Genomic DNA, 26,163 nt, shown 5'->3' with positions numbered 1-26,163 from the left:
CCGGAAAAGAAATTACAAGTCGCTTGGACGATCACTTGCGCACTGTAGCTGCTCAGCCCCTGTCGATCACGGCCGCCTCGGGGCTGGCTCGCCATAGTCGATAACGGACTTCGACGCCTTCGGGCGCGTAAACCACGATCGGCAAGCGACTGTTGTAGCGGATGAGATAGGGTTCGCCACCGAGGCTGATAAAGCGCCGGACTTTCGGCGCGTCCGGATTGATCGCCATCAGAGTGCCTGCCAATGGGCCAAACTGGCTGACGATGTAGCGCGGGAATCCCCAGCCGCTGATCGTTTCCGTGGAAATCCGACCGCTGAAGAAATAGCGATTCCCCGCGTCGACCTCGGCCATTTTGCCGACGACCAGTTCGACCTTCAAGTCGGCTTCCTCTGCCTGTTCCTGCTGCGGGAGCTGCAGAACATGGCGAACCATTCCCTGCTCAGCCGCGGGAAACGCTTTCAGGTTGTCCACAGCCTGAACATTGGGCAAAACGAAAAACAGGCACAGCACGGCCAGTAAACGAAGCGTGTTCACTTCCTCTCCTCGGAGCAAATCCTTAGGTGACAGCCGGACAGCCACTGCTTCCCCGTCCGCGGGAATCCCGGCGTCCGGCCAAGCTTGTTCGCCGACTATAATTGCAGCAGCGACGAGCGCTGAGAAAGCCCCCGTCCCGCCGCGCGCAAAAGGGTGATCAAGAACAAGGTGCAGACTTCATACTACAGGACCCGGCTCCTGGCGACCCATGCCCTGGTCGTCGCACTGCTGCTGTCCCTGGCCGGATGTGCGGCTCCCGAACGTTCGCCTGAACGGGATGCTACCGTCCACGTATCTGCGACTACCTGGCAGCAGGTCGATCACGACATTGCCAGCGCCTCCCTGGCTGCACAAGAAGCGGCTGAAAACTACGCGCGCGGCCTCATGGACGGATGGATGCGCCGGGTGCGCGAGCTCGGCGAGGAAGATTTCATCCCCTGGTATACGGGCTATTGGACCCAGCAATGGCTGTCGATCAAAGTGGCCTGGTACAAGATGGGGGATGGGGATGCGGATGGGGACGACGGGGGGGACGACCCGGCCGTACGACGCCTGGCCGCCTATCTGCAGGAAGAGTACCAGGAGCGCGTCCTCGAACCAGCGGCGGAGGAAGTGGACCCGAACGCGGTCAGCGAACAAGCGACGAGCCTGTATGTCAAGCTGCTGGCCGAACAACTGCAGGGTATCCCGCGACGCCACGACGTACCGACGGCCCAATTCGAGCACCGGCTGCAGGCCATTCCGGCGATTGCTGCCGCGACACCTGGCGCGCAGAACGCTTCGCTCTATCGCCTGGTTTACAGCGACCCCATTGCCGCCCTGCCGGCCTATGCAAGCTTGCTGGAGCACCTGCGCGAGCGGCGTGCCGGCTTCGCTGCCGGGCCGTCGGACGCGCGGCTGTCGCCGATCGCCGAACGCGCCGCAGAAAGCCTCATGGACCAGTTGGCGATCAAAAGCGGCGCCAGCGCTGCCGCGGCCGCCCTTGGTGGCGTCGCCGGAATCGTCGTCTCGCTGGGAGCAGCCGGTTTCGGTGCCATCGCGCACGCTCAGGAAAAGCCGGCGCTGGAAGCGCAGCTACGCGAGACCCTGGATGTAGCGCAGGAGGAAATGTGGCGGCAGCTGGTGGAAGATCGGGCGAGCGGTGTACTGGCCGGCATTTACCACATTGCTGAGCAGATCGAGCGCGGTCTCGCCAGCACGAGAGCGGAACTCAGGCCATTCGGACCGGCGCTGTGGGCGCCCGAGATCCCCGGCAACACGCCAGTCGACGACGGTGCCTACCCGACGCAGCCATTGCCCGCCGATTTCCCAGGCGGCGGCTAGTCCCGAAATCCAGGCACGCCGAGGCACCGCGCGCATGGGCAGGAAATCCGTTCGCGCCGGAGCTCACTTCCACGGCGGCAAGCGCCAGTCCGGAAAGACTGCACTAAAGGTGCTCCCTGCGCCGACTTCCGACGCGATGCTCAAGCTCGCCTGATGACGCAAGAGAATGTGCTTGACGATCGCCAGGCCGAGACCGGTACCGCCGGTGTCACGCGAACGGCCGCGGTCTACGCGGTAAAAGCGCTCCGTCAGGCGTGGCAAATGTTCAGCGGCGACACCGACACCGGAATCGCGAACCGAAAAAACGCCTGCCCCGTCGCGCACCGCCCACTCGATGACGATCTCGCCGCCTGCTGGCATGTAGCGGATGGCATTCGACACCAGGTTGCCAAAAGCGCTGTGCAGCTCCTTGCGATTGCCACGCAAGGCCGGCCCCTGGCAAATCACCTCGAGGCGATGCCGGCCGTCGCTGAGACTTTCCCCTTCGGCGCGCAGTTGCAGCAGCAGCTCAGCCATATCGACCGCCTCTTCGCTCGCTGGCGCGTCCTCTGCTTCCAGCCGCGACAGCGTCAGCAGGTCATCGACGAGAGTCAACATACGCGCCGTCTGCTCACTCATCCGCCGCGCGAATTGCCTGCGCTGCTCGGCGTCCAGCGCCCCATCGTCGATAAAATACTCGAGAAAGCCACTGACCACGGTCAAGGGCGTGCGCAGTTCGTGAGAGACGTTGGCGACAAAGGTGCTGCGCATCGATTCGACGCGCCGGGCATCGGTCACGTCCAGGCTGACCAGCAGCTTGTTGGCATCGCCGAGGGGAACGACGCGGATCGTGTAGACGCGTGTTCGTGCCGCCGACGTACCTGCAGCAGCGAAGGGGCTGTGCACAGTCCGCACTGGCCAGATACTCCGCGAAGCCCGGTGTGCGCACCAGGTGCTCGATCATCACCCCGCTCATCGCGCGGCAAGCGGATTCCCAGGTGCGCGCTCGGCGGCGCGATTGCTCCACTGGATGCGATGACCGGCGTCGACAATCACCAGTCCGTCAGGAACCGCGTCCATGGCTCCCGTGAACGAGCGTAGCAATCGTCGTTTCAACTTCCTCGCGGCGCCGCGCCTGGTCGTTATGCCAGCTTGTCAGCCAGTTTGCCCAGCACTTCGCCCCAGACACCGCCAGCCTTGCGGGAATTGGCTACTCTCGGTACTCTCCGCGAGAATCGAGCCAGGCGGCCAGTGCTGCCGACTGCCGGGCGTGCACGCAAACCAGCAGCGTGCAACCGAGCGCAGCGACGGCCCAGGCCCAGGCTGGCCCATGACTCAACCAGGCCAGTAAAGCGAAGCAGCCAACCGGCAGCAGGCCGCGCAGCAGAAGCTTCGCAAACCACACAGCAGAGCGGCTCACGCGGCCGGAAGCTTACTGTGAAAGTCGTGCAAGCGACTCACGAAACTCCCTTCCGCCACTGCAGGAGAAAGATCGGGGCGAGGGGAAACGAGCAAAGCTTTCATCATCGGGGGGTGCTCGAATGGCCGTGATCCTTGGCTCCGGGCCGGGCGCACAGCTTGTAGCCGGCGCCACGCACGGTTTCGACCATATGTTCGGCGGCCACGCCTAGAGCGACGCGCAGGCGCCGGATGTGGATATCGACCGTGCGGTCTTCGATGTAGACATGATCGCCCCAGACGCTGTCGAGCAGTTGCTGACGGGAGTATACACGCCCCGGGCTGGCCATCAGAAAGCGCAGCAAACGGAACTCGGTCGGCGTCAGAGTTATCGGCTGGCCGTCGACGCTGGCCTCGTGACTGACCGTGTCGAGCGTGATCGGTCCCGCGCTCAGGGTACCCCTTGGCGTGCTCCGGCGAGCAACGCCGCAGCACCGCCTGTACCCGAGCCAGGAGTTCCTTCGGACTGAAGGGTTTGACGACATAGTCGTCGGCACCGCCTTCGAGGCCGGCCACCCGGTCTGGCTCTTCGCCGCGCGCCGTGAGCAAGATAACCGGCAGGCTGCGCGTGCGTGGTCTCCTTGCGCAGCCTGCCGATCAGAGCCAGGCCGGACTGACCGGGCAGCATCCAGTCGATCAGAGCAAGATCTGGCAAGCGTCTCGCGCAGGAGAGTTTCGGCGTGCTCGGCACTGTCAGCGCAGAGCGGCTGGTAACCACCGCGTAGCAAGGCGAAGCGCAACAATTCCTGGATACCCTTGTCGTCCTCGACGACGAGGACGCGCGGCATGCTGATAGTCTCCGGTCGTTGTCACGCGTCGTCCGCTCTTCATGCGCGCCGCACCAGTGTGCCGAACATCATCGCCGCTGACGACGTAGATCACATTCTCGGCAATATTCGAGGCGTGATCGCCGATACGTTCGATGGCCTTCGCGATCCATATGATATCCAGCGCTTCGTTGATCGTCCGTGGGTCCTCCATCATGTAGGTAATCAACTGCCGCAGGATGGCGTTGAAAGCGGCATCGATCGCCTTGTCGGCGCCGATGACCTCGCGGGCGGTATCGACATCCATGCGCGCCAGCGAGTCCAGTGCACTCTGCAGCATGTCCGATGGCCAACTCCGCCGCAATGCTGGATGTCGGACAAGTCATGGAATACGTTGGCTACCGGCGGCGTGCAACTTGCGCGACATGCTGGCGATTTTCGCTGCCTTGTCGCCGACCCGCTCGAGGTCGGTGACAATGCGCGAAACGGCCATCACCAGGCGCAGATCGCGAGCTGTCGGCTGCCGACGGGCAATCAACAGGGTGCAGTCTTCGTCGATGCCAACCTCGTTGGCGTCGACTTCGTGGTCGCGTTCGACGACCTGCTGCATGGCAACTCCAGATGTCACCACTGCTGAAAGCTTCGATCGCTGACTGCACCTGACTTTCGACCAGACCGCCCATCTGCAGGATGCGGGTGCGAATGTGTTCAAGTTCCAGATCAAATTGTTTGCTGAGGTGATCACTCATGGGCTTGCACTCGTTTGTTTGCATTGCGAAGAACAGCCGGCACGCTACCCGGCCAATGTTTCGGCGCGATGACGCCGCCCCCGCCCACTCAGACGCGCCTTGGCTTCCCGACTTGCTGGCTTCCTGGCTTCGGCGTACGTCGGCCGCCCGCTGCGCAGAAGGTTATAATCCGCCACAAGGATCTTCGCAATGCCGGAGCTTCGCAATGCCGGATCTTCGCAATGCCGGACCTTCGCAGTACCGGTCGCGGCCTGAGCGAAACGACGGAGCTGGATAAGCACCGCCGCAAGCCCGGCAACGCGGGCGGACGAGCAAAGCTCGCCAAGATGAAGCGAGCGGACGACTCGCAGTTTCTGCAATAGTCGCACCTTCAGCACCTCCGAGTCACCCCCGGACAACTCAATCCTGGATCGGCCTTTGTGAATTCGAACCTGCTGCTCCTGGCAATTCCCGGCACGGCCTTTGCCGCGTTTCTGCTGCCGCTGCTCCTGCAGCGCTTCGGACGAGTCGCTGCCACGCTGGCCGCGGCAGCGGTCATCAGCAGCCTGTCTGGCGCTGGTGCTACGGCTGGCGCCCGCCGTCTTTCGCCGGCGCAACCCAAGTCGCGCAACTGGCCCTGGCTCCCCACCTACGGGCTGGACCTCAGCCTGCGCATGGATGGTCTCGGGCTTCTCTTCAGCCTGCTGATTTGCGGCATCGGCCTGCTGGTCGTGCTGTATGCCTTCTACTATCTGCCGGGAAGCGACCGCATGGGGCGCTTCTATTCGATTCTGCTGCTGTTCATGGCGGCGATGCTCGGCGTCGTGCTTTCCGAAAACCTGCTCTTGCTGCTGGTTTTCTGGGAGATCACCAGCCTCTCCTCGTTCCTGCTCGTTGCCTACAGCCACGGCAAGTACGAGTCGCGAATCGGCGCCCGCATGGCCCTGGCAGTCACCGGCGGCGGTGGCCTGGCATTGCTCGCCGGCATCCTCCTGCTCGGCCATATCGCCGGCAGCTACGAGCTTTCGGTGATTCTGGCAGCCGGCGACCAGATTCGAGCGCACGCGCTTTACGCACCGACGCTGATCCTGATCCTGCTCGGCGCGTTTACCAAATCGGCACAATTCCCCTTCCACTTCTGGCTGCCCAACGCCATGTCGGCACCGACGCCGGTATCGGCTTACCTGCATTCGGCGACCATGGTCAAGGCCGGCGTCTTCCTGCTCGCCCGCCTGCACCCGGCGCTCGGCGGTACCGACGCCTGGTTCTGGCTGGTCAGCGGCACCGGCGCGGTGACCCTGGTCTACTCCGCGGCGACGGCACTTTTTCGGCACGACATCAAAGGCCTGCTCGCCTACTCGACGATCAGCCATCTGGGCCTGATCACCCTGCTCTTCGGCCTCGATACGCCGCTGTCGATCGTCGCCGGCGTCTTTCACATCATCAACCACGCCATCTTCAAGGCCTCACTGTTCATGGCCGCCGGGGTCATCGACCACGAATGCGGCACACGCGACATGCGCCGGGTCAATGGCATGTTCAAACGCATGCCGATCACCGCCAGCCTGGCGATCATTGCCGCCAGTTCGATGGCCGGCGTACCGCTGCTGAATGGCTTCCTGAGCAAGGAGATGTTCTTCGCCGAAACGGTCGGTCACCCGCAATTCGAAGCCATTTCCTGGCTCCTGCCGCTGATTGCCACGATCGCCGGCATGCTCGCCGTCGCCTACTCCCTGCGCTTTGTTCACGACGTGTTCTTCAACGGCGAGCCGATCGACCTGCCGCGCCAGCCACACGAGCCGCCGCGCTGGATGCGCGCGCCGATAGAGCTACTGGTCCTGCTTTGTCTGCTGGTCGGCGTCTTCCCGGCATGGACCGTTGCCCCGCTGCTTGACGTCGCCGCGGCAGCCACGCTGCAAACACCCCTCCCGGCATTCGAACTGGCGCTGTGGCATGGATTCAATCGACCCTTGATGATGAGCCTGCTGGCGCTGGCGGGTGGCGTTTTCATCTACGCGCTGCGCGGTCCGCTTTTCGCCTGGCAGGCACAACTGCCACCCCTGCGCCCGCGCACCGCCTTCGAGCGCCTCTACCGATTGTTTGCCGCTGCTGCGCGACGGGTCGTAGCAGTGCTCGACAATGGCTCTCTACAGCGCTACAACGCGCTGTTGTTCAGCTTTATCCTGCTGCTCGGTGGCTGGGCCTTCTTTTCGGGAGCGGCCGCGACGCTCCGGCTACCTACCCAGCCGGCCGGCGAAGCCGCCTACATTGCCCTTTTCGCGCTGCTGCTGGGCAGCATGGGCGGCACACTCCTGTATCGAAAACGCTTGCTGGCGATCACCCTGGTCGGCGTCGTCGGCCTGGTCGTAGCGCTGATCTTCGTGCGCCTGTCGGCACCCGACCTGGCTCTGACCCAGCTGGCCGTCGAAACCGGGACCATCATCCTGATGCTGCTGGTGCTCTATTATCTTCCCGCACGCGAAGCGCCGCGAAGCAGCGCCAGTCGCCTGGGACGCGACCTGCTCCTGGCCTTCTTCGCCGGCGGCGGCATGATGCTGATCACCCTGAAGATGCTCGCCGCGCCCTTCGCAACGATCTCCGGTTTCTATCTTCGCGAAGCAGTTCCCGGCGGCGGCGGCACCAACGTCGTCAATGTCATCCTGGTGGATTTCCGTGGTTTCGACACCCTTGGCGAAGTCACCGTCCTGGCGATGGTCGCTCTGGCTTCACACGCCCTGCTCGAGCGGCTGGTTCTGACCGCGCCAAGCCACGATAGCGATGGTCGCCCGTGGTCGAGCGAGGCCCACCCGCTGTTCCTCTCGATGCTCGTGCGCCCCCTGCTGCCCTTGACGCTGACGGTTTCGGTGTACATCTTTCTGCGCGGTCACAATCTGCCCGGCGGCGGCTTCGTCGCCGGCCTTATCACCAGCGTCGCGCTGGTCGTGCAATACCTGGCCAATGGCAACCTCTTCGCGCAACGGCGCCTGCCACGAAATTCGGCCGGCTTGCTGTCGCTAGGACTGCTGCTGGCGGTCGGCGTCGGGATGGCGAGCTGGCTCTTCGGTCGACCTTTCCTGACCACCGCGCACGGCCATGTCTCGCTGCCGCTGATTGGCGAGTTCGAACTGGCTTCAGCAATGATCTTCGATCTCGGGGTATACGTGGTGGTGGTCACCGTCGTGGTCACCGTTCTATCCGGACTCGGCCGGCTTTCCGAACGTGCGCACAGCCAGGAGGCGGTGAACTGATGGAAGTACTGCTGTCGATTGCCATCGGGGTGCTGACTGCCTGCGGCGTCTTCCTTATCCTGCGCTCGCGCACTTTCCCGGTCCTGCTCGGCCTGACTCTTCTCTCCTACGCGGTGAACCTCTTTCTCTTTGCCAGCGGCCGCCTGCGCATCGATGCACCGCCGCTGATTCGCGCTGGCGCCAGCTATGCCGATCCGCTACCGCAGGCACTGGTGCTGACGGCCATCGTCATCGGTTTCGGGATGACGGCCTATCTGGCGATCCTCGCCTTGCGCGCCTTGTCCGAATCGGGTGCCGACCACGTCGACGCCCATAGGGAACCATGAACGCCAACGCGCCGATCCTGCCGATTCTGATTCCCCTGGCCGCAGCCCTGCTGCAGATGGCCTCCGGACGCCTGCGTTTCCAGCGCGTGGTGGGACTGCTGGCCACCGCCCTGCTGGTCCTGGTCACCGGCTGGCTGACACTGCTCGCCGACGATGGCGTGCTGCGAGTCTACGCGCTGGGAGACTGGCCGGCGCCTTTCGGCATCGTGCTGGTCGTCGATCGGCTGGCTGCGGCAATGACCCTGCTTACGGCCGTCCTCGGCTTCCTGGTGTTGCTTTATGCCAGCGCCGGCTTTGACGAGGAGGGAATTCATTTTCATCCCTTGTTCCAGTTTCAACTGCTCGGCCTGCTCGGCGCCTTTCTCACCGGCGACCTGTTCAATCTCTTCGTCTTCTTCGAAATCATGCTGCTCGCCTCCTACGTGCTGCTGGCGCACGGCGGCGGCCTGACGCGAACCCGCGCCGGCATCAGCTACGTGGTGCTCAATCTGGTCGGCTCGGCGCTTTTCCTGATCGCGCTGGGATTGATCTACGGTACGCTGGGCACTCTCAACCTGGCCGATGTGGCACGTGTTCTGACGCTGCCCGGCTACGATCGCGCGCTCGCCAGACTGGCGTTCGCACTGCTGATTACGGTCTTCGCCCTGAAAGCCGGGCTGTTGCCGCTATCCTTCTGGCTGCCACATACCTACAGCGCCGCCGGCGCACCAGTGGCCGCGCTCTTTGCGATCATGACCAAGGTCGGCATCGTCGCCATTTTGCGCGTACAGGTGATCGCCCTGGAACCGGTGATGCCCGACCTGCTCGACAACTGGTTGACCACCCTGGCCCTGGCTACCGTCGCCTTCGCCGCCCTCGGTGCGCTGGCGGCAAGCCGCCTGCACGCACTCGTCGCCTGGCTGGTGCTGCTGTCGGCAGGCACTCTGCTGGTAACGCCCGCACAGGCGAGCGCCGAAGTCAGCGCTGCGGCACTTTACTACCTGCTGCAATCGACGCTTGCCGGCGCTGCTTTCTTCCTGCTTGCCGGCCTCATCGCCGAGCAACGCGGCAAGGTCGCCGATCAGTTCCTGGCCGGCCCGCCCCTGCCTGCCACCTGGCTGAAAATCGCCTTCCTGCTTGCCGCAACAACGGCTGCCGCCCTGCCACCGTTCTCTGGCTTCGTCGGCAAGCTGATGCTGTTGACGAGCACCCGGGAAGTCGCAGCCGGACCGGCAATCTGGGTAGTAGTGCTGATCTCGGGTTTCATCGTCATGGCCGCACTGGCACGTGACGGCTGCGCCTTGATCTGGAAGCACAAGACGGCGGGAACACCCATGCCAGGCAACCCCGTCGGCTGGCAACGGGCGACGGCGACAGTGTTGCTGATCGCCGCCGGCCCGCTGCTGGCGATCGGCGCCCGCCCCTTGTCGGATTACGCCGCGCGCACAGCCGCACAACTGCATGCGCCTGGCGCCTATGTGACCGGCGTTCTCGGAGCAGGCACCACGACCGGCCGCGAGGCAGCACCATAATGCGCGCCATCCTGCCATTCCCGCGGCTATCGCTGATGGTCTTTCTGCTCTGGGCGGTGATCACCAACGCCGCATCGCTCGGTCAGCTCGTCCTCGGCGCCCTACTGGCGATCGTCATCCCCTTGCTGAGCCGCGATTTCTGGCCAGCCCCCCCGCCCCTCGTCCGCCCCTGGCGAGCACTGCGTTTCATGGGCGTCTTCGCGCTCGACATCGTCACTGCCAACTGGCGCGTTGCACGCCAGATCATCGGCCCCTTGCACCGTTTGTCACCGGCGTTCGTCGAAATTCCACTCGATCTGCGCGACCCGTTCATCGCCACCCTGCTTGGCAGCGTCGTATCGCTGACCCCGGGAACGGTGTCCATCCACGTCGACCAGCAGCGCTGGGTGCTACTCGTACACGCCCTCGATGCGCCCGATCCGCAGGCCCTGATAGACGAGATCAAGGAGCGCTACGAACAGGCGTTGAAGGAGATTTTTGCATGCTGAATGCCGCCATCGAAATCGCTTTCGTCCTGGTTGCCGTGGCCCTGGCGCTGAACATTTATCGCCTGCTCGTCGGACCCGATACGACGGATCGCATTCTGGCTCTCGACACCCTCGGAATCAACACCATCGCGCTCCTCGTGCTCTACGGCATCAGCAGTAACAGCACCGCCTACTTCGAGGTGGCACTACTGCTCGCCCTGCTTGGCTTTGTGGGCACCGTCGCGCTGTGCAAATATCTCTTGCGCGGAGACATCAGCGAATGAGCACCGCCACCGAATTCATCATCTCGGCACTGATCGTTCTCGGCGCACTCTTCGTCCTCCTCGGCTCCGTAGGTCTCGCCCGACTGCCCGATTTTTTCATGCGTCTGCACGGCCCGACCAAGGCCACCACCATGGGCGTCGGCGCAACCCTACTCGCATCGGCGATATTCTTTTCGGTACAGGACAGCGAAGGCATCAGCCTGCACGAGTTGGCACCGCTGTTCTTTTTGTTCATCACCGCGCCGGTTACGGCCTACCTGCTGGCCAAAGCGGCGCTGCACCGCAGATCGAGCGGACGCAATTCCCGGCAGCCAGCGCCGACAAGCGAGCAGCTGCCGGGACAGCACTGAAAGAAATCCCCGCCGGCGTAGCGCGCGATCACGGATCCCGCGCCGTCCGCTTCACCGGGCAGGGAGCGGCGACGTGAACACTCGCTGTGCGCATTCTCGCTGACCGCTTGCGCAGCGGGATGAGTCAGCCGCCGCTCGGCTGAAATGAGGAAAAATTGCTCACGAATCCCCTCCGTTTCGCCCAGTTTGACGAGCTTGCAGTGCGCCGTCACGTCCGGCACGCTGGCGGTCGGTGCGACAAACATCCCGGCACCGGCTTCGCCGAAAACCTTCATCCATATCCGGCGCGACCCGCAGACGGGCGAGGTTATCCTTTCTCGCAAGCCGATAATGTGGGAGGGCTTCTTTGCTGCCCTCAAGGAGGCCAAGCTTCCGGCAGACTTTCTGGCCGCCGAGGCGCGACGACAGGACGCCCAGGACCGTGACCCGCTTGACGGGTGGAAAGAATGACCCGGTACATGCTGGATACCAATACGGTGACGCACGCGACTCACGAAACTCCCGTCTCCCCTCGCGGGCGAAGGGTCAGGGGAAGAGGGAAACGGTCATGACTTTCATGATCAGGGGTGTCTCGACATGTCATGACCGTTAGCCACCTCATCAGGGAGCATCCGGCTGTTGTCCGGCGTCTGCTGGCCATGCCGATGGCGGCTGTTTGCACCTCGTCGATAACGAAAGCCGAGCTTGCTGTTCGGACTGGCGCGACGGCCTGAAGCGAAACGCTTGCATACTGCGGTGGGGAAATTCCTGCGGCGCGTCGATGTGCTGCCCTGGGATAGCGAAGTCGCGGAGCGTTACGGATCCACCCGTGCGGCCATGGAGCGGCAGGGCAAGATCCTCGGGCCACTCGACCTTCTGATTGCCTCGCACGGTCTTCGTGCGAAAGCGGTGCTGGTAACGAACGACCGGGCCTTTGCTCAGGTCGATGGGCTCAGGGTTGAAGACTGGACGGCTGACGCTGCATGGCGTTGAACACACGGTTCTGCAATCCGCAAGCACCGGACCGACAAGCGCACGCCGTGCTCGCCTGCCAGCAGCCATCGCCCGACAAATCGGGCTCCTACACAAACCGTCCCGAACCAGGCCACCCTGTAGCCTGTTCGCTCAGCTCTGCGAAGGCCGCTGACACCGACAAAGACAAATCCGTGGATCGCATCACCAGATAACACGCCCACGCGATACCGTGCTTTGCACCACAAGAAGACTATGGTGTAATTGACCATATGAAGGCTGTCGAACTCTTCAGAACAAAAGACGTTTACGCTCGGGGCATCGTCGAAATCGTGATCTGGCGCGTGCCGGAACCCGTACCGCCATCCGAACATCCATGGAAGTATCGACTGGTCTATGTCGTCGAAAGCGAACGGATCCTTGGCTTCGACAACGAGCGGCGGAAGGGCGACCATCAACACATTGCCGACGGTGAGGCACCCTGCCATTTCACCAGCCCGCAGCAACTGATGGCCGACTTCTGGGCGGCCGTGAAAGGAATCGACGATGAATGAAAGGATTCTGAATGTCAGGGTGGGGCAACCTGTGGAAGACAACCTGGAACGTGCAGCCGCCGTGATGGGTGCGCTGGACCATGGAGAAGACACTCCGCCCTACTTTGCAGTGGGCTTCGAGAGCACAGGCCAGATGCTCGCCGTGTTCACCCCGAAACGCTGGGAATTGCTCGCCTCGCTGCGTCAGGGGGGCAGCATGACCATCGCCGAACTCGCTCGACGGCTGGGTCGCAACTACAAGAATGTCCATAGCGACGTGGTAAAGCTGACCAAATGGCTGGCGGTGGAAAAAGACGTCCAAGGGCGAATCTTCGCCCCCTATTCTGAAATCATAGTGGACGTGCGGCTCCCTGAAGCAGTGGCCGCCTGAGCCTCGCAGCAATGCTCACCAGGAAGCAGTTAGAAGACAATCTGCAACCTGTGGCCGCGGTGATGGACGCGCTGGAACGTGGAGAGGAGACTCCGCCTCCTTCGCCGTTGGCTTCGCTCCGCTGTCAGGCTTGCTGAAAAGCGCGTCAGGAATGCGAACAAATGCGAAGGCGGCGCTACCGCACGTCATTGCGAGGAGGCCCAGGACCGTGACGCGTTTGACAGGTGGAAAGAACACGCGGAACGGGGCCACATCCGTGCGTGCGACAGGCTGCAAACGCAAGGGCTTGCCTGAACCTTGCCAGCAAGACAATCGTCTATACTGCGGCATGAACTTCACCTGGAACGACGCCAAGCGGCAGGCCAACTTGAAAAAGCATGGGCTTGATTTTGCCGAAACGTCCCGGGTATTTGCAGGACATACCCTGACGCGCCCGGATACGCGCTTCTCCTACCGTTAAGCGCGGTTTTCCGCGGTTGGTTTGCTGGGAGTTGAGGTGGTGCTGCGCACACCGAGGCCGCAGACACAATCCACGTCATTTCGATGCGAAAAGCGGAACGCCATGAACGAGAATACTACTTCACCAGGCTGTGACGACCTCGACGAAGCACCCGTCTGGTCATCTGATGATTTCGAGCAGGCAGTGCACCGGGTGGGCCTGCAGTCAGTGCCAACGAAAAAGCAGAAGATCAACATCACCCTCGATCCGGATGTCGTCGCCTGGTTCAAGCAACAGGCCGGTGCACGCGGATACCAAACCCTGATCAACGCCGCGTTGCGCGAGGCGATGCAGAAAAAGACCATCGAAGAAATACTGCGAAGGGTGATCCGGGAGGAATTGCACTCGGCCTGAGAAGCGATTCTCGTCAGCCCCCTGGCTTGGGGCTGCACCCGTGATGAGACTATCGGCAACCACCCCCGCCGACCGTCATTGCGAGGAACGCAGCACCAACCCACACCGTCATTGCGAGGAGCGCAGCACCAACCCACACCGTCATTGCGAGGAGCGCAGCGACGTGGCAATCCAGTTCCACCATCTGACTACTTGCAGCCACCGGACCGATAACGCGAAAAGCCCGACCTCTGGATTGCCGCGTCTGACGTGGTCCAAGCTGGGCTGTCATTGCCTGGACACGTTGAGCACCACCAGATGTTCGCCTTGCGCGCCTTGCACGGCAGATAGGGGAATGCCTTGGTCCAGCGTGACAAACACCCCATGGTTTTTCACCGCAAGCGCCAGTAAATAAGCATCGGTGATGTGGCGACCGGTGAGCAACTTGTTCCATTCCATCAAGCCAGGTGTCAGCAGGCTTACGGCATCTGGCCAGAAATGGTGCACCGGGTTGCGGGTGGCCTCAGCCAGGCGCGCCGCCACCTCGGCCGCGGGCGCACGGTTGGGGTACGCGGCTTGTGACAGGATACGGATGCACCCATTCTGGGTAAGTGGGCACGACGCCCACCCCGCATCCAGGTGCTCACTCAGCCAATGCGTTGCGACCGTGTGGTGCACGTGGTCAGCATCCAGCAAGGCAATAAGCACATTGACATCCAGCAGCGCGACCATCAAACGCCCTCGCGCTCGCGAAGGGCATTGACTTGGTCATTGCTGACCAACACGCCCCTTGCAGGCAACGGCCTGAAGCCGGCCACTGTCTGCGCGGACGGCTGCTGATCAACCCGCGCCGTCAACGCCAGCCGGGCAAGGCGGGAAATCACCTGCCCGGTCGTCAGGTGCTCACGACGTGCCATTTCCTTGGCGGCGACCAGCACGTCATCTTCAATGTCCAGGGTTGTGCGCATCTAGGCGTTACCAGATGTTGTGATGCGCAGATTGTACCTCATCAGAACACCACGCCTGGCCGCATTACTCACTTATCCAAACGCCCATCAGCGCGGCAATCCAGTTCCATCCCCTCACTATTTCCCCCGCCGCATTGACATGCTGACAACGCGAAAAGCCAAACCTCTGAATTGCCGCGTCGGCTGCTGTGTATTCCACGCAATGACGGTGGGTCGGGGGCAGCCGCAAGTGACAGCCGCAAGTGACAGCAAGTCGCAGCCGAAAGCCCCATCAAGAATGCAAAACGACCTCAGCCCAGCAAGCGCTGCAATTCCGCCACGATCCGCTCGGCCGCGCGCCCGTCCCACTTTTCCGGCACCGCGCCCTTCTTCCACTCGCCCGCCATCAGGCGCGCCAGCGCCGGGCCGAGCTTGGCCGGGTCGGTACCGATCAATTCATTCGTCCCCACAGTCACCGTTTCCGGTCGCTCGGTGTTGTCACGCAAGGTCAGGCAGGGCACACCCATCACCGTCGTTTCCTCGGTGATGCCGCCGGAATCGGTGATCACCCCTTTGGCGTGTTTCACCAGATAGTTGAATTCCAGATACCCCTGCGGATCGACATAGTGCAGCCCCGGAATCTGACCCGCCAGTTCGCGCAGGCTCTTCGCGGTACGCGGATGCACGGGAAACACCACCGGCAAACCCCCCGTGCCATCCGCAATGGCCTGCAACAGGCGCTGCAACTGCTGCTCGGCATCGACATTCGCCGGACGATGCAAGGTCAGCACGAAATACTGCCCCGGCCGCAAAGCCAATGCCGCCCAGAAATCCGGGGGCTGCAAGCGCGGCATCTGCGCGAGCAGGGTATCGATCATCGTATTGCCGACGAAGAAAACACGTTCGTCCGCCACCCCGGCGCGGCGCAGGTTCTCGTTGGCCGTCGTGCTGGTCGTAAAGAACCAGTTGCTAATCGAATCGGTCACCACCCGATTGATCTCTTCCGGCATGCTCCAGTCGCCGGAACGGATGCCCCCTTCCACATGCGCCACGGGCACCCCAGCTTGCGAGCAACGATCGAGCAGGCCATGGTCGAAGTGACATCGCCCACCACCAGGCACAGATCACTGCGCTTCTCGATCAAGGCCTTCTCGTAACGCACCATGATCGCCGCCGTCTGCTCGGCCTGCGTGCCTGAACCCACTTCCAGATTGATATCCGGTTCCGGTATCCCCAACTGCTCGAAAAAGCCACCGGACATGGCCTTGTCGTAATGCTGGCCGGTGTGGATAAGACGGTGCTGCAACGAGCCCCCCTGCGCCCGCGACGCCGTCAGCGCCTTGATGATCGGCGCGATCTTCATGAAGTTGGGGCGCGCGCCGGCAATGATGTCGATTGTTTTCATCGTAAATCCTCAAACTTCCTGCAAGCTTTCTGCAAGCTTTCTGCAAACGCAGGCAAACGCAGGCAAAAAAACGCAGCGCCGCTACAATCAGCGACGCGATAGGGCAATTCAACTCGCAGCGTCAATCACACGGTCCAGATTAGCGGCCGCTAGTGTAACGCTGTCGTCCTGCATTCTCGATCAGACTTTCGTCGATCCTCCCCCACCCACCCACCGTCACTGCGGGGAACGAAGCGACGCGGCGGTCCAGAGGTGTGGCTTTTCACGTGCTCAATGCGGCGGACGATAGTAAGAGGATGGCACTGGATTGCCGCGTCGGCTGCGCCTGCGGACAAACGACGTCGCGGGCGAATCGCCTTGACTCTCGCCAAAAACTTTCCTTCAATTCATTACCGTACGAAATGTTTTCGTACGGCCAAACCCGAGGAGAGCAAGCATGCCTGTGAATCGCATAAACGCCACCTTGACCGCCGAGCAGCGCGAAAAGGCCAAGACCGCCCTGGCCGCGCTGAGCGAGGCCCTTCCTTTTCTGATCGACCTCGGCTCCGAAGAGCGGACCTCGATGCCGAAGTTCGGTGAAGCCAACCGCTCCTTCGTCGTCAAGGCCCTGGCCATAGCCGAAGCGCATCCGGAAATTCTCCCCGGCAGCCTGAGCCTCGAAGAATTCCGCGTCGACGTCCAGCTCATCGAAGCGCTCTACCCCATTCGCCACGCCTTCGAAACCCTCTTCCGCAAGATCGAAGACAGCTATTTCGCCGCCGGCAGCGAAGCCTACGTCAGCGCCTTGCTGGTGTACCAGTACGCCAAAGTCCACAACCTCCACACCGGCGCACTCGAAGAAACCCTCGACGACCTCGGTCGCCGCTTTGCCCGCAAGTCCAGGAAGAGCACCGAAGCCCCGTAAAGCAAGCCCTCTGGCCGGCCGCGACCATTCCGGCCGTTGCCGGACAGGGGTGCCCATGCCATGGACGGATCGATCGATCGATGCCGAAGAAGCAAGGGTCCATGCCGACGATCGATCATTCCATGAAAAACATGGAATGTTCCATGTCGGCGATAGAACGTTTTATGAAAAAGATGGAACATTTCATCTCGCTGATAGAATGCTTCATCAAATACATGAAATGTTCCATCTCTGCGATCGACGCTTCCGTCGAAAATATGAAACGGTCAAGGTTGGCGACGAACCATTCCCTGCCAACGATAGAACGCTTCACCACCGCCAGGGGCGATTTGCCAAACTCGGCCAATTCTCCCGTGAGATCCTCAACGACTACGCCGCAATCGTCCAGCCACTGCACACTGCACAACCCCAGCCCGCCGCTCACCAACAATACGACCGAACCTCTCTTGCACCAAGGTGTCATCCCCCGGAGGCTGAGCTTCGGCAGCCGCAGCGCGCAGGGAACACGAGCCGTCAACAACCAACCCTCTCAATTTGGCGTTTCGCCATACCGGCTTGTAAGCGTGGTAAGGATGCGGCAGTCGAGGTTTGCCCGTCTCGCCATTCGCGCCATTCTTCGCCTCTATGTCGTTTCGCGTGGAACCGGCCGCCAGCCGTTGCTTCCAACCGAGGTGCTCAGCAACCCGGAGCAGCGGTGTTACCGGCGGCGAAGGCGCGGTCAACGGCGGGCGAAGGCTGGCGAAGCGTACCCTTGAGGGTGTCAGAAACGCCATTACGCTCGGGGGCTTGGGGCTGGTTGCAGTTTTTCGCCGCCAGCGACCGAGCCCGTCCAGCGGCAAGGACTTCACCGCCCTCGAGGGCGGGGCTAGGGTTGGGGGGCGCCCGCAGGGCTCGGCAGGGGCATCCGTCTCACCGGAGGCGGTTCCACACGAAACGACAAAAACGCCCTATGAGGCAGCCGGAGACCGTTGCTTTCACGTTAACGGTCATTGCAGTTGCGGCCGCCCCGGATCATGAAAGAAAATTCGAGTTGGGAAGCGATGGGTAGAGGTCGCGCAAAGCTTTAGCGGCTCGACCCCGAACTTTAACGTGACCCGCTGAACCGACTCGTACCCCGGATTGCTGCCATCGAGCGCATACATTAAAAGGGCCGTTGGCGACCTGTCGCCTTCAGGCAACTTCGGTTCTGGCACCCACCGCCTCCCGCTTTCAAGTTTATTGCGAAAGGAGACGGTATGGAACTGGTTCCGATCCACAAGCGGGTCATTGGACTCGACATTCATCAAGCCCAGATCACGGCGTGCGCGATCATCGAGGAATCGAGCGGCGAGACACGCTTCGAACAACGGCAATTTGGTGCCTTCAAACGCGATCGACGGGCGCTGGCGGCCTGGGCGGCGGCGCTTGAGCCTGAGGAAGTCGTTATGGAAAGCACAGGCATCTACTGGAAGAGTCCGTATGCGGCGCTGGAGGCGGTGGGTCTCCGGGCGACGGTGGTCAATGCCCGCCACGTCAAGCAGGTGCCCGGGCGCAAGACCGATGTCGGTGATGCCCAGTGGCTGGCCACCCTGGCGCGCGCCGGTCTGCTGCGTGGCTCTTTCGTGCCACCGGCCAAACTGCGCGAACTGCGTCTGATCGCCCGGCAGGGCGAATTGACCGCGAGTCATGTGTTCGTTCTCGACGAACTGTTGCGGCATATCGAGGGGCTTGAAGCGGCCATTGCCCGCTTCGACGCTCGACTGCTTGGCGAGCTGGCAAGTGAGATGAATGCGCTGGCGCTGCTGCAAACGCTACCGGGCGTCGACCTGATCGGTGCGGCCATGCTGCTGGTCGAGATCGGCAGCGACATGAGTGCCTTTGGCTCCCCGGATCGCCTCGCTTCCTGGGTCGGCGTTTGCCCGGGCAACAACGAATCCGCCGGAAAACGAAAGTCGGGGCGCGTGCGCAAGGGCAATCTCTACGTCCGCCGACTTCTCTGTGAGTTCGCTCACGCCGCCAGCCGGACCAAATCAGCGTTCCAGTCCAAGTTCCAGTCGCTGATCGTTCGCCGTGGTCACAAACGGGCCATCGTCGCGCTGGCTCACAAAATGTTGCGCACCATCTTCTTCATGCTCAAGCGTGGCGAACACTACCGGGATTCCGCCACCAACTATGAGCAGCTTTCCGTACAGCGCAACGCTTCTCGTTGGATCAAGGCTCTGACTCGCTTCGGCTTCATCCCCGCAGCCGCTTGATTCACGACAACCGTTTTGCATGACCCCAGGCGGTCAGGGGTTCCTGCGTCTTCCAACGAGCTTCTTTCAGATTAATGCGGAGGGAAAACTCTATCACGCAGCTTCAAGTAGGAGTTTTTGTACAACAGCTTCTTTACTTTTCCTGGGTCTCTGATCAGCACAAATAGGCGGGAGGCAAGCTGGCACACGAAGTTAACCACCCAGAGCACCGCCCGGCTCTCCAGATTCATCCGGATTAAGTAAGGCTCAATTCTCATACGCTCGGCCCAATCGACGCTACCAGGCAATCCTCTCAACTTAGCATAAATGCATAGATTGGATCACGGCTTGAACGATGCTCATTTTCATTGCATAATTGCGCTGTAACCTATTGTTTATAAAGGGAAATTATATGACGCCCCTCATATGCCAAAGTAATTACTGCGCTTTCTAACTACCTGTTTTCAAAGGAGTTGTTGGAGAACACCCGCCTCAAGCCGCAATATTTCACCCGCGACCGCACGCTCAGCTTCCCAACCATCCTGACCTTCTTGCTGTCCGGCGTGCAGAGTGCGGTCCAGTCTGAACTGGACCAGTTCTTCGCCAACCTCCGCAATCGTGCGGACTCGGTCCGCTTGGTGAGCGCTCAAGCGTTCTGCAAAGCGCGCTACAAGATTAGTGCGTTGGTGTTCGATGACGTCAATAAGAAGTTGATGGCCCTGGTCGAGGAGGAGCTGCCGGTGCCGCGATGGCAGGGCCTGCGGGTAGTGGCTGCCGATACCGCGCCGGTCCGGCTGACGACGATGAAAAATGGTGTCCGCTCGATCATCACGGGCGTGGCGTTTGGCCTGTACTTGCCGGGAATTGAGATGTTCCTTCACCTTGCGTTGCAGCAAGGAGCGTGTGACGAGCGCCAGATGCTCTACGAAGATGTCGAGCTGCTGCAGGTCGACGACCTGCTGGTCCTTGACCGCGGCTTTCCTTGCCGCTGGCTGGCCTCCGCACTGACCGTGCGCGGGATCCCTTTCTGCATTCGCTGTGACACTTCCCGTGGATTCAAGGTCGTACGTCAGTTCATGCACTCGGGACAGAGCGAGCAGTTGGTGAGCCTGCGGGCGCCGAATGCGCGCGATGCGCAGGACTACGAGTGCCCGGCGACGCCGACGACGGTTCGCTTGGTGCGGGTGCTCACGCCGAACGGGCGGGTGCATGTGGTGATGACTTCACTGCTCGACGCCGTCGCTTTCCCGGCGGCCGCGTTTGGCGCCTTGTACCACGGCCGTTGGCGGATCGAGGAGGCATTTCGCCGGCTCAAGCATCGCTTGGGACTCGAACATACTTCCGGCTTGTCCTGGCATGCGGCCAATCAGGATTTCGGCGCCAAGGCCGTCTTCGACAACCTCAATGCCCTGGCCGCCTACGTCGCCACCGACGCGCATCTGGACCCCGATTCGCCATGGAAGATCAACCGCACCTCGGCGATCGACAAGATCAAGCGCCAGATCGGTCGTTGGCTGCTCGCCGCCGGTGCGACGACGAGGCGGTTGAAGCCCCTTATCCAGGAGATCGCTGCAAACCTCCAGAAATTCGTCGCCGGCCGCTCCAAGCCTCGAATCCCGCAGCGAAAACCGCATCGCTACCACGCCTATAAGCCCGTATGACGAAATGCTAAGTTGAGAGGATTGGGTCCTGCTCGCGTAGAGCCCAACGGAGTTGGGGCGTCACTAGATGCTCACCCGACAGGCGTAGCACTCTCTCCCACTGTGCCGGGCTTTCTGGCAAGTCGGATGAATTCAGCGGGTGCCCGAGCGCACCACTCAAACACCGGCAAAGAGAACGGCAGGGAGTTACTGCACTACGTTTCCAACCGTATCCGGCCTTATTTTTATCCTTACCAGGCACGCTACCCATGGAGAAGCCTCAGTCGTGTCATACGTAAATAATTGGATCATTCAATAGAAAATCGGCAGGTGAGCTATGTACGCGTTCTATGACGCAAATAATCGGCCGCAAGAAATATTATTACAATAGCGCGAAAAACACTTGGCAAGAGTTTGAGTAAATGCTCTAAATTTGTAATCGTTTACTCCCCTATGCCTCAAGCCGGGATAGCCGGGAGCGCGGGGAGCGCTAAGCCTTTGCGAGCGGCAGCAATGACGGTGCCGAGGTACTGCCAAGCTGAAGCGCCACGGCGACGACAGGTCTCGATGACACTGGCCAGGAGAGCGAAGGCGCGCGATCCCTCTTCGGAACGGGTGCCGTGACTGATATAGCGCGAAATGACCCAGTGTCGCAACGCCTGTTCGGCGGCGTTGTTGGAGAGCGGCCGGAGAGGCTCCGCGACCGGACGCAGGATGACTTTCCAGTCATAGAGGAATTCGCGCACGACACTGCGCAGGGCCGGATGTTGATCCGTCTGATGCACCTCGCACAGGTGCCGCAACCGTTTGACCTCGGCGGCGTAGCGCTCGGGCAACGCGATCGGCGGCGGATCGATTCGCGCCGCGTAAATGGCTGCCATCAGCGTTTTCAGGAGACCTTCCATCTCCTGCCCAAGCCCGGATACCCAGCCATCACTCGATTCGGCCAGCCCGCGCAGTTTGCGCATCAGGTGCGGCCAACAGCACAGGCGGCTTTTTTTTTCGGTAGACGACGTAACCATCGCTGATGAGAATGCCGGTATACCCGTCTTGCAGGGCGTTCTCGAGCATCTCGCGGGTGCGTGTGCCGATGAGGTAGAACACCGTAGAGGTGCTGACCAGCGCCCACAACCACAGGAGCACGCCTGATTCCGACCACGACGTTTCATCGACGTGCAACTGCGCCGCCTGCACGATGTCGGCGACCAGGGCATCCTCCAGCGGGAAGCTGGCACGGCCGGCTTCCCGGATCGTCTCATCGATCACGCCGGTGCTCAGTGACAGGTCGAAGACTTCCCGCAGGAGCTCGCGAATGCTCGCTCGTGACAGGCGCATTCGCAGCGCGAGCAGAACGATCACGCCGGCCAGGCGAGGACCCACCAGACGCCATTCGCCCAGTTCAACCTTTTCCCATTGCGCGTCGGGCGGCGCCCGCCAGGGCATGGCACGGCTGACGTGCCCGCAAGCGCAGCGCACTTCAAGCAGCGTGTGGCGCGTGACGCTGAACATCAGCCCGATGCGGCCCTCGACTGGCGGCGCGATGTCGATCTCGTCCCAGGCCGTGTAAGCCTGCGACTCGGCATCCTCCGCCAGGACTTCACCACAAGCCGCGCAGTTCTCGGGCCGGTGCGCGCAATGGTCCGTAACCGCCAGTTTCTGCGTGCGACCATGGCCTTGACTGCCCAGTTGCTTGCCCGGCGGCTTTCCCGAGCCCTTTCGGGGCGATGGGCGTTCGCTTATGGGCGGCGTGGGCTCTTGCGCTGGCACCGAACCCTCTGCCGTTTCGGCAGCGGCTTCGCCAGCTCCGCTTTCGGTTGGTGCGCCGTTGCCCACGGCCGGGTCGGGCGCCTTCTCCCACGGTGCCTTTGTACTCGGCGGCCGCGAGCTATTGCCCGGGTTTTGGTTCAGCCGATCCTGTAACTCCTTGACGTCGTGCAGCAGTCGCTTCGATACTTCCAGCAATAGCTCCGCCGGCAGCTTCTTCAGCCACTCGTCGTCCATCTGGAAGAGATCATGCTTGCTCAGGCGCATCCTGTCGTGGCTGTCGCGGCGTTGTCAATGGAAAGAATTATGCTGCAAAATCATGGCCGTGGCGGCTTTTCTTAAGAGGGAGTGAACGGTTACAGAGGCTTTGAGCAGACAACGCAGCGGCGGTCAATCGCTCAGAGATTCCCTAATAGCTTTGAAATATTTACCAATTACGATTTTCTCATCGAATTGACGTTCCACCTTTTCTCGCCCCCGCAAGCCCATTGTTTCGCGCGCACTAGGCGACAAAGCCGCCATCATGGCCAACTTCTCTGCAAGATCAATCGCATTCTTCGGAAGACACAAGTAACCATTAATGCCGTCATCAACCACTTCACGGCAACCCACCGCATCTGTCGTCACAATGGGTCGTCCCATAGCTGCAGCTTCCAGTAAGGTACGTGGTGTTCCTTCCCGATAGGAGGGCAACACAACAACATCAACTTTGGCGATCTCATCTCGCACATTATCGCTGACTCCCAAATATCGAACAACCCCCTCGCTGACCCACTCACCGATCTGCGAACGCGAGATAGCTGTAGGATTATTGACATCCAAAAACCCTAACAAACACAGTTCCGCATCCACGCCACGCTGTTTAAGAATACGCGCCGCCTCGACAAACTCCCCCACACCCTTGTCCCAAAGCATCCGCGCGATCAACAAAAAGCGAACAGGCGATCCGCCAAAAAGGGGCACAGGCACAAAACTGGTCAGATCAATCCCAGACCCTGGAAGAATATCGGCAACATCGCCATTGACTAATCTCCCCGCAACGAACATCTGGCGATCTTCCATATTCTGAAAGAAAACCACGGCCGAGCGCGACAAGGACACTTTATAGAGTGCACGTACCAAGCGCGCCAACCAACCGTTGTCGATAAAAACGGATCCTAGGCCGGCTATGTTATTAATGGTTGGTATGCCCAAGGCGAGCGCGGCAAATGAGCCATAGACATTTGGCTTGACGGTAAAGCCGAGATAGACATCCGGCCGTTCTTTCTGAAATAGCCTCAAAAACCGGTAAAACAACAACAAGTCACGCCCGGGATTTGTACCTTTGTTATCCATGTGCAAGGAAATATAGCGACATCCCAAATTCGACAACCGATGGGCATACTCATCAAACGGAGCAATAGCTACAACGTCATAGCCTTCAGACACCAGCGCCCGAATAAGACCTGAACGAAAATTCACCAAATTCCAAGCGGTGTTGAGCGCAATGACGACTTTCGCGCTCAATGGCTCTGCTCCTCAAGCCATGCCTGAAACATCAGCACGTTCCAAAGATGGCTTTGCCAGTTACGTTGCTCTGACAGGTGCTCCGCCCACTTTTTGCGAATGGGTGCAGGATTGAAATAGCCCTCTTGGTGAAGGCGACCTTCGTCGAGTAGGCTTTCCGCCCAATCGCGGAGAGGGCCACGCAGCCAACTATCCAGTGGAATGCCAAAACCCATTTTCGGACGCTCGATCAGTTTCTTCGGCACGTGCCGGTACAGTACCTGACGCAACAGCCATTTTCCCTGACCATCGCGAATCTTCCACCGCAATGGCATGCGCCACGCGAGTTCCACCACGCGATGGTCAAGCAGGGGCACGCGGGTTTCGAGGCCGACCGCCATTGCGGCGCGGTCCACCTTCACTAGAATATCGTCTGGTAGATAGAGCTGAGCATCGATAGCCATCATCCAGTGTTCGAAGGAATTCGTTGTTGGCCAGGAAAGGCGCTCGCTCAACAGCGTCGTCGGCTCGTGACCGCCGATTACGATACTGACGGGGTCTTGCCAGTGGCTTGTCAATTGCCTAAAGAAAGACTCGCCATCGGCCAATGTGAGGACATCGGCAAGTTTGTGGGCTTTATCACCGGGATTGGCAATGTGTAGGCGCTTAGGCAGTAGCGACTTGGCGCTATCGAAAAGCCGGTCCCACATAGAAGGCGACACAGCTCGGAGAACGCCCGCTGCAGCACGACGGGCGCGCAAGGGTAAGCGTTGCATTTCGCCCCACGTCTGACGCGCCATCAAATAGCGGTTATAGCCGCCAAACAGTTCGTCACCGCCATCTCCGCTGAGTGCCACCGTCACCTGCTGCCGGGCCAGCTGGCTCACCAAAAAAGTTGGAATCTGAGAGCTGTCACTGAATGGTTCGCAGTACATGGACGGTAACAATGGAATGACGGCCAGTGCATCTTTCGGCCGAACATACAGTTCGGTATGTCTTGTCCCTAAGTGGTGCGCCACGGCCTTCGCATGGACCGCCTCGTCATAGCCAGCTTCGTCAAACCCGATGGTGAAAGTCCGTATTGGCTGCCCGCTCTGCGCTTGCATCAAAGCCGCGATCGCGCTGCTGTCGACACCACCGCTGAGCAATGCCCCCACGGGCACGTCCGCGAGCATCTGCAGGCCAATGCTCTGCTTGAGCTGGGCTTCCAGGGCATCGATCGCTTCGACTTCGGATCCGGAAAAAGGCCGAGCGTGGCCATCGGCGACCACCTCGTTAAGGCTCCAATACGGGCAGGGCTTAGGCTCGGAGCACGACGAATGCTCCGCCGGATTAACAGTCACCAAATGCCCTGGCGGCAATTTATGAATGCCGCGATAAATGCTATACGGGGCCGGAATACAGTTATGACGCAGCAGCAGAGCCAGCGCGTCGCGTTCGATTTCGCCGCAAAAGAGAGGGTGCGCTTTCAGCGCTTTCAGCTCGGAGCCAAACAGAAAGGTTCGCCCCAGCCAACCATAGTACAAGGGTTTTTCACCGAGGCGGTCGCGCGCCAAGGTCAAAGTACGCTCTTGGCGATCCCACAAGGAAAGCGCAAACATGCCCACCAATTCCTGAAGAGTCTTGCCGATCCCCCAGGCGACAAAGCAGCTTAGGAGCGTTTCTGTATCGGAGTGACCACGCCACCCAAGCACCTCAGCTTTCTTCTCCAGCCGAGCTCTCAGCTCCAAATGATTGTAGATCTCACCATTGAAAACGAGCACAAAACGCCCGCACACCGAATGCATAGGCTGCCGACCCGCTGGCGAGATGTCAAGAATCGAAAGGCGACGATGACCTAGCACAAGCCCTGCGGATTCGTCCACCCAGTAGCCGCTATCATCCGGACCCCGATGCTGGATTGAATCTGTCATACGCGTGATCTGCACTTGCGGCGACAAATTAGAAAAAGAAGATCCGAAAAACCCTCCAATACCGCACATAGACACCTTCCGATACTGACAAACTAAACAAGTTAGCATTCTATATAACTTGCTGATCAATTGACTGAAGATCGACCAACGCTATTCTCAGAAGTACCTCTCGTGACACCTCGCCCGGAGCTTTATCAATCTCGTGGCTG

General features: G+C 60.9%; 23 protein-coding genes and 4 pseudogenes. 15 read left to right on the top strand and 12 right to left on the bottom strand.

Annotation, left to right across the window (positions count from 1 at the left end; genetic code table 11):
• Window positions 1-52 precede the first annotated feature (52 nt).
• Window positions 53-535, bottom strand: a complete 483-nt coding sequence (locus tag V5B40_RS09875; RefSeq protein WP_332354339.1) for an ecotin — start codon at window positions 533-535, stop codon at window positions 53-55.
• Window positions 536-688: 153 nt separating this feature from the next.
• Here V5B40_RS09875 and V5B40_RS09870 point away from each other — a divergent pair, with 153 nt between their 5' ends.
• Window positions 689-1,858, top strand: coding sequence for a hypothetical protein (locus tag V5B40_RS09870; RefSeq protein WP_332354338.1), 1,170 nt, complete (start codon window positions 689-691; stop codon window positions 1,856-1,858).
• A gap of 63 nt (window positions 1,859-1,921) precedes the next feature.
• Here the strand turns inward: V5B40_RS09870 and phoR are convergent, their stop codons facing one another.
• The 4 genes and pseudogenes from phoR to V5B40_RS25240 form a co-directional block, all read right to left on the bottom strand.
• On the bottom strand, window positions 1,922-2,752 hold the full coding sequence (gene phoR / locus V5B40_RS09865) for a phosphate regulon sensor histidine kinase PhoR (protein WP_332354337.1): 831 nt from the start codon (window positions 2,750-2,752) through the stop codon (window positions 1,922-1,924).
• Between the two features lie 608 nt (window positions 2,753-3,360).
• Window positions 3,361-4,083, bottom strand: a pseudogene (gene phoB, locus V5B40_RS09860) (phosphate regulon transcriptional regulator PhoB).
• Complete coding sequence (locus tag V5B40_RS25245; RefSeq protein WP_434735864.1) at window positions 3,989-4,402, bottom strand: PhoU domain-containing protein; 414 nt, start codon at window positions 4,400-4,402, stop codon at window positions 3,989-3,991. Before V5B40_RS25245 ends, phoB begins: the two are co-directional and overlap by 95 nt.
• 42 nt (window positions 4,403-4,444) lie before the next feature.
• A complete protein-coding gene (locus V5B40_RS25240) occupies window positions 4,445-4,672 on the bottom strand; it encodes a phosphate signaling complex PhoU family protein (RefSeq protein WP_434735863.1) in 228 nt (75 codons plus the stop codon).
• A 558-nt stretch (window positions 4,673-5,230) separates the two neighbouring features.
• Between V5B40_RS25240 and V5B40_RS09850 the strand changes: the two genes are divergently transcribed.
• The 11 genes and pseudogenes from V5B40_RS09850 (at window position 5,231) to V5B40_RS09800 (ending at window position 13,704) form a co-directional block, all read left to right on the top strand.
• Window positions 5,231-8,038, top strand: a complete 2,808-nt coding sequence (locus tag V5B40_RS09850; protein WP_332354336.1) for a monovalent cation/H+ antiporter subunit A — start codon at window positions 5,231-5,233, stop codon at window positions 8,036-8,038.
• A complete protein-coding gene (locus V5B40_RS09845) occupies window positions 8,038-8,364 on the top strand; it encodes a Na+/H+ antiporter subunit C (protein WP_332354335.1) in 327 nt (108 codons plus the stop codon). Before V5B40_RS09850 ends, V5B40_RS09845 begins: the two co-directional genes overlap by 1 nt.
• Complete coding sequence (locus V5B40_RS09840) at window positions 8,361-9,875, top strand: monovalent cation/H+ antiporter subunit D (RefSeq protein ID WP_332354334.1); 1,515 nt, start codon at window positions 8,361-8,363, stop codon at window positions 9,873-9,875. Before V5B40_RS09845 ends, V5B40_RS09840 begins: the two co-directional genes overlap by 4 nt.
• Window positions 9,875-10,363 carry a Na+/H+ antiporter subunit E gene (locus tag V5B40_RS09835; protein ID WP_332354333.1) on the top strand — a complete coding sequence of 163 codons (489 nt, stop codon included), beginning with the start codon at window positions 9,875-9,877 and terminating at the stop codon, window positions 10,361-10,363. The genes V5B40_RS09840 and V5B40_RS09835 overlap by 1 nt, the downstream gene beginning before the upstream one ends.
• Window positions 10,357-10,626: a K+/H+ antiporter subunit F gene (locus V5B40_RS09830; RefSeq protein WP_332354332.1), complete on the top strand. Its 270-nt coding sequence runs from the start codon at window positions 10,357-10,359 to the stop codon at window positions 10,624-10,626. Before V5B40_RS09835 ends, V5B40_RS09830 begins: the two co-directional genes overlap by 7 nt.
• Window positions 10,623-10,976, top strand: a complete 354-nt coding sequence (locus V5B40_RS09825; RefSeq protein ID WP_332354331.1) for a Na+/H+ antiporter subunit G — start codon at window positions 10,623-10,625, stop codon at window positions 10,974-10,976. Before V5B40_RS09830 ends, V5B40_RS09825 begins: the two co-directional genes overlap by 4 nt.
• A gap of 186 nt (window positions 10,977-11,162) precedes the next feature.
• Window positions 11,163-11,426 (top strand): hypothetical protein, encoded by a 264-nt coding sequence (locus tag V5B40_RS09820; RefSeq protein ID WP_332354330.1) that lies wholly within the window; start codon window positions 11,163-11,165, stop codon window positions 11,424-11,426.
• Between the two features lie 131 nt (window positions 11,427-11,557).
• Window positions 11,558-11,948 (top strand): annotated as a pseudogene (locus V5B40_RS09815) (type II toxin-antitoxin system VapC family toxin).
• 251 nt (window positions 11,949-12,199) lie between these two features.
• Entirely contained in the window at window positions 12,200-12,481 is a 282-nt protein-coding gene (locus tag V5B40_RS09810; RefSeq protein ID WP_332354329.1) for a toxin-antitoxin system TumE family protein, read from the top strand.
• Window positions 12,474-12,851 (top strand): hypothetical protein, encoded by a 378-nt coding sequence (locus V5B40_RS09805; protein ID WP_332354328.1) that lies wholly within the window; start codon window positions 12,474-12,476, stop codon window positions 12,849-12,851. Before V5B40_RS09810 ends, V5B40_RS09805 begins: the two co-directional genes overlap by 8 nt.
• Window positions 12,852-13,350: 499 nt before the next feature.
• Window positions 13,351-13,704: a BrnA antitoxin family protein gene (locus V5B40_RS09800; protein ID WP_332354327.1), complete on the top strand. Its 354-nt coding sequence runs from the start codon at window positions 13,351-13,353 to the stop codon at window positions 13,702-13,704.
• Between the two features lie 267 nt (window positions 13,705-13,971).
• Here V5B40_RS09800 and V5B40_RS09795 read toward each other — a convergent pair whose 3' ends face one another.
• From V5B40_RS09795 to wecB, 3 genes and pseudogenes are all read right to left on the bottom strand, one after another.
• The gene (locus V5B40_RS09795; RefSeq protein WP_332354326.1) at window positions 13,972-14,415 is read right to left on the bottom strand and encodes a TA system VapC family ribonuclease toxin; all 444 of its coding nucleotides are present in this window, start codon (window positions 14,413-14,415) and stop codon (window positions 13,972-13,974) included.
• Window positions 14,415-14,651 carry a hypothetical protein gene (locus tag V5B40_RS09790; protein ID WP_332354325.1) on the bottom strand — a complete coding sequence of 79 codons (237 nt, stop codon included), beginning with the start codon at window positions 14,649-14,651 and terminating at the stop codon, window positions 14,415-14,417. The genes V5B40_RS09795 and V5B40_RS09790 overlap by 1 nt, the downstream gene beginning before the upstream one ends.
• Window positions 14,652-14,941: 290 nt before the next feature.
• A pseudogene (gene wecB, locus V5B40_RS09785) lies at window positions 14,942-16,035 on the bottom strand (non-hydrolyzing UDP-N-acetylglucosamine 2-epimerase).
• A gap of 436 nt (window positions 16,036-16,471) precedes the next feature.
• Here wecB and V5B40_RS09780 point away from each other — a divergent pair.
• Window positions 16,472-16,939 (top strand): hypothetical protein, encoded by a 468-nt coding sequence (locus V5B40_RS09780; protein WP_332354324.1) that lies wholly within the window; start codon window positions 16,472-16,474, stop codon window positions 16,937-16,939.
• 115 nt (window positions 16,940-17,054) lie between these two features.
• Here the strand turns inward: V5B40_RS09780 and V5B40_RS09775 are convergent, their stop codons facing one another.
• Window positions 17,055-17,456, bottom strand: coding sequence for a hypothetical protein (locus V5B40_RS09775; protein WP_332354323.1), 402 nt, complete (start codon window positions 17,454-17,456; stop codon window positions 17,055-17,057).
• Between the two features lie 718 nt (window positions 17,457-18,174).
• Between V5B40_RS09775 and V5B40_RS09770 the strand changes: the two genes are divergently transcribed.
• Window positions 18,175-19,173, top strand: a complete 999-nt coding sequence (locus V5B40_RS09770; RefSeq protein WP_332354322.1) for an IS110 family transposase — start codon at window positions 18,175-18,177, stop codon at window positions 19,171-19,173.
• Window positions 19,174-19,589: 416 nt separating this feature from the next.
• On the top strand, window positions 19,590-20,813 hold the full coding sequence (locus V5B40_RS09765) for an IS4 family transposase (RefSeq protein WP_332354547.1): 1,224 nt from the start codon (window positions 19,590-19,592) through the stop codon (window positions 20,811-20,813).
• A 437-nt stretch (window positions 20,814-21,250) separates the two neighbouring features.
• Here the strand turns inward: V5B40_RS09765 and V5B40_RS25235 are convergent.
• From V5B40_RS25235 to asnB, 3 genes and pseudogenes are all read right to left on the bottom strand, one after another.
• Window positions 21,251-22,127, bottom strand: a pseudogene (locus V5B40_RS25235) (IS66 family transposase).
• An 819-nt stretch (window positions 22,128-22,946) separates the two neighbouring features.
• Window positions 22,947-24,062, bottom strand: a complete 1,116-nt coding sequence (locus V5B40_RS09755) for a glycosyltransferase family 4 protein (RefSeq protein WP_332354321.1) — start codon at window positions 24,060-24,062, stop codon at window positions 22,947-22,949.
• On the bottom strand, window positions 24,059-26,023 hold the full coding sequence (gene asnB / locus V5B40_RS09750; RefSeq protein ID WP_332354320.1) for an asparagine synthase (glutamine-hydrolyzing): 1,965 nt from the start codon (window positions 26,021-26,023) through the stop codon (window positions 24,059-24,061). Before asnB ends, V5B40_RS09755 begins: the two co-directional genes overlap by 4 nt.
• Window positions 26,024-26,163: the final 140 nt, after the last annotated feature.

The organism is Candidatus Accumulibacter meliphilus, assembly GCF_036625345.1.
Classification (GTDB): domain Bacteria; phylum Pseudomonadota; class Gammaproteobacteria; order Burkholderiales; family Rhodocyclaceae; genus Accumulibacter; species Accumulibacter meliphilus.
Note: the sequence above shows the minus strand (reverse complement) of the source record. Positions and strands in the feature narration are given on the sequence as shown.

What these genes read in the sequence shown, in the direction of transcription:
- V5B40_RS09845 (WP_332354335.1), top strand. Translation starts at nt 8,038, where the DNA reads ATGGAAGTACTGCTGTCGATTGCCATCGGGGTGCTGACTGCCTGCGGC.
- V5B40_RS09835 (WP_332354333.1), top strand. Translation starts at nt 9,875, where the DNA reads ATGCGCGCCATCCTGCCATTCCCGCGGCTATCGCTGATGGTCTTTCTG.
- V5B40_RS09830 (WP_332354332.1), top strand. Translation starts at nt 10,357, where the DNA reads ATGCTGAATGCCGCCATCGAAATCGCTTTCGTCCTGGTTGCCGTGGCC.
- asnB (WP_332354320.1), bottom strand. Translation starts at nt 26,023, where the DNA reads ATGTGCGGTATTGGAGGGTTTTTCGGATCTTCTTTTTCTAATTTGTCG.
- V5B40_RS09840 (WP_332354334.1), top strand. Translation starts at nt 8,361, where the DNA reads ATGAACGCCAACGCGCCGATCCTGCCGATTCTGATTCCCCTGGCCGCA.
- V5B40_RS25245 (WP_434735864.1), bottom strand. Translation starts at nt 4,402, where the DNA reads ATGCTGCAGAGTGCACTGGACTCGCTGGCGCGCATGGATGTCGATACC.
- V5B40_RS09780 (WP_332354324.1), top strand. Translation starts at nt 16,472, where the DNA reads ATGCCTGTGAATCGCATAAACGCCACCTTGACCGCCGAGCAGCGCGAA.
- V5B40_RS09795 (WP_332354326.1), bottom strand. Translation starts at nt 14,415, where the DNA reads ATGGTCGCGCTGCTGGATGTCAATGTGCTTATTGCCTTGCTGGATGCT.
- V5B40_RS09790 (WP_332354325.1), bottom strand. Translation starts at nt 14,651, where the DNA reads ATGCGCACAACCCTGGACATTGAAGATGACGTGCTGGTCGCCGCCAAG.
- V5B40_RS09805 (WP_332354328.1), top strand. Translation starts at nt 12,474, where the DNA reads ATGAATGAAAGGATTCTGAATGTCAGGGTGGGGCAACCTGTGGAAGAC.
- V5B40_RS09810 (WP_332354329.1), top strand. Translation starts at nt 12,200, where the DNA reads ATGAAGGCTGTCGAACTCTTCAGAACAAAAGACGTTTACGCTCGGGGC.
- V5B40_RS09770 (WP_332354322.1), top strand. Translation starts at nt 18,175, where the DNA reads ATGGAACTGGTTCCGATCCACAAGCGGGTCATTGGACTCGACATTCAT.
- V5B40_RS25240 (WP_434735863.1), bottom strand. Translation starts at nt 4,672, where the DNA reads ATGCAGCAGGTCGTCGAACGCGACCACGAAGTCGACGCCAACGAGGTT.
- V5B40_RS09825 (WP_332354331.1), top strand. Translation starts at nt 10,623, where the DNA reads ATGAGCACCGCCACCGAATTCATCATCTCGGCACTGATCGTTCTCGGC.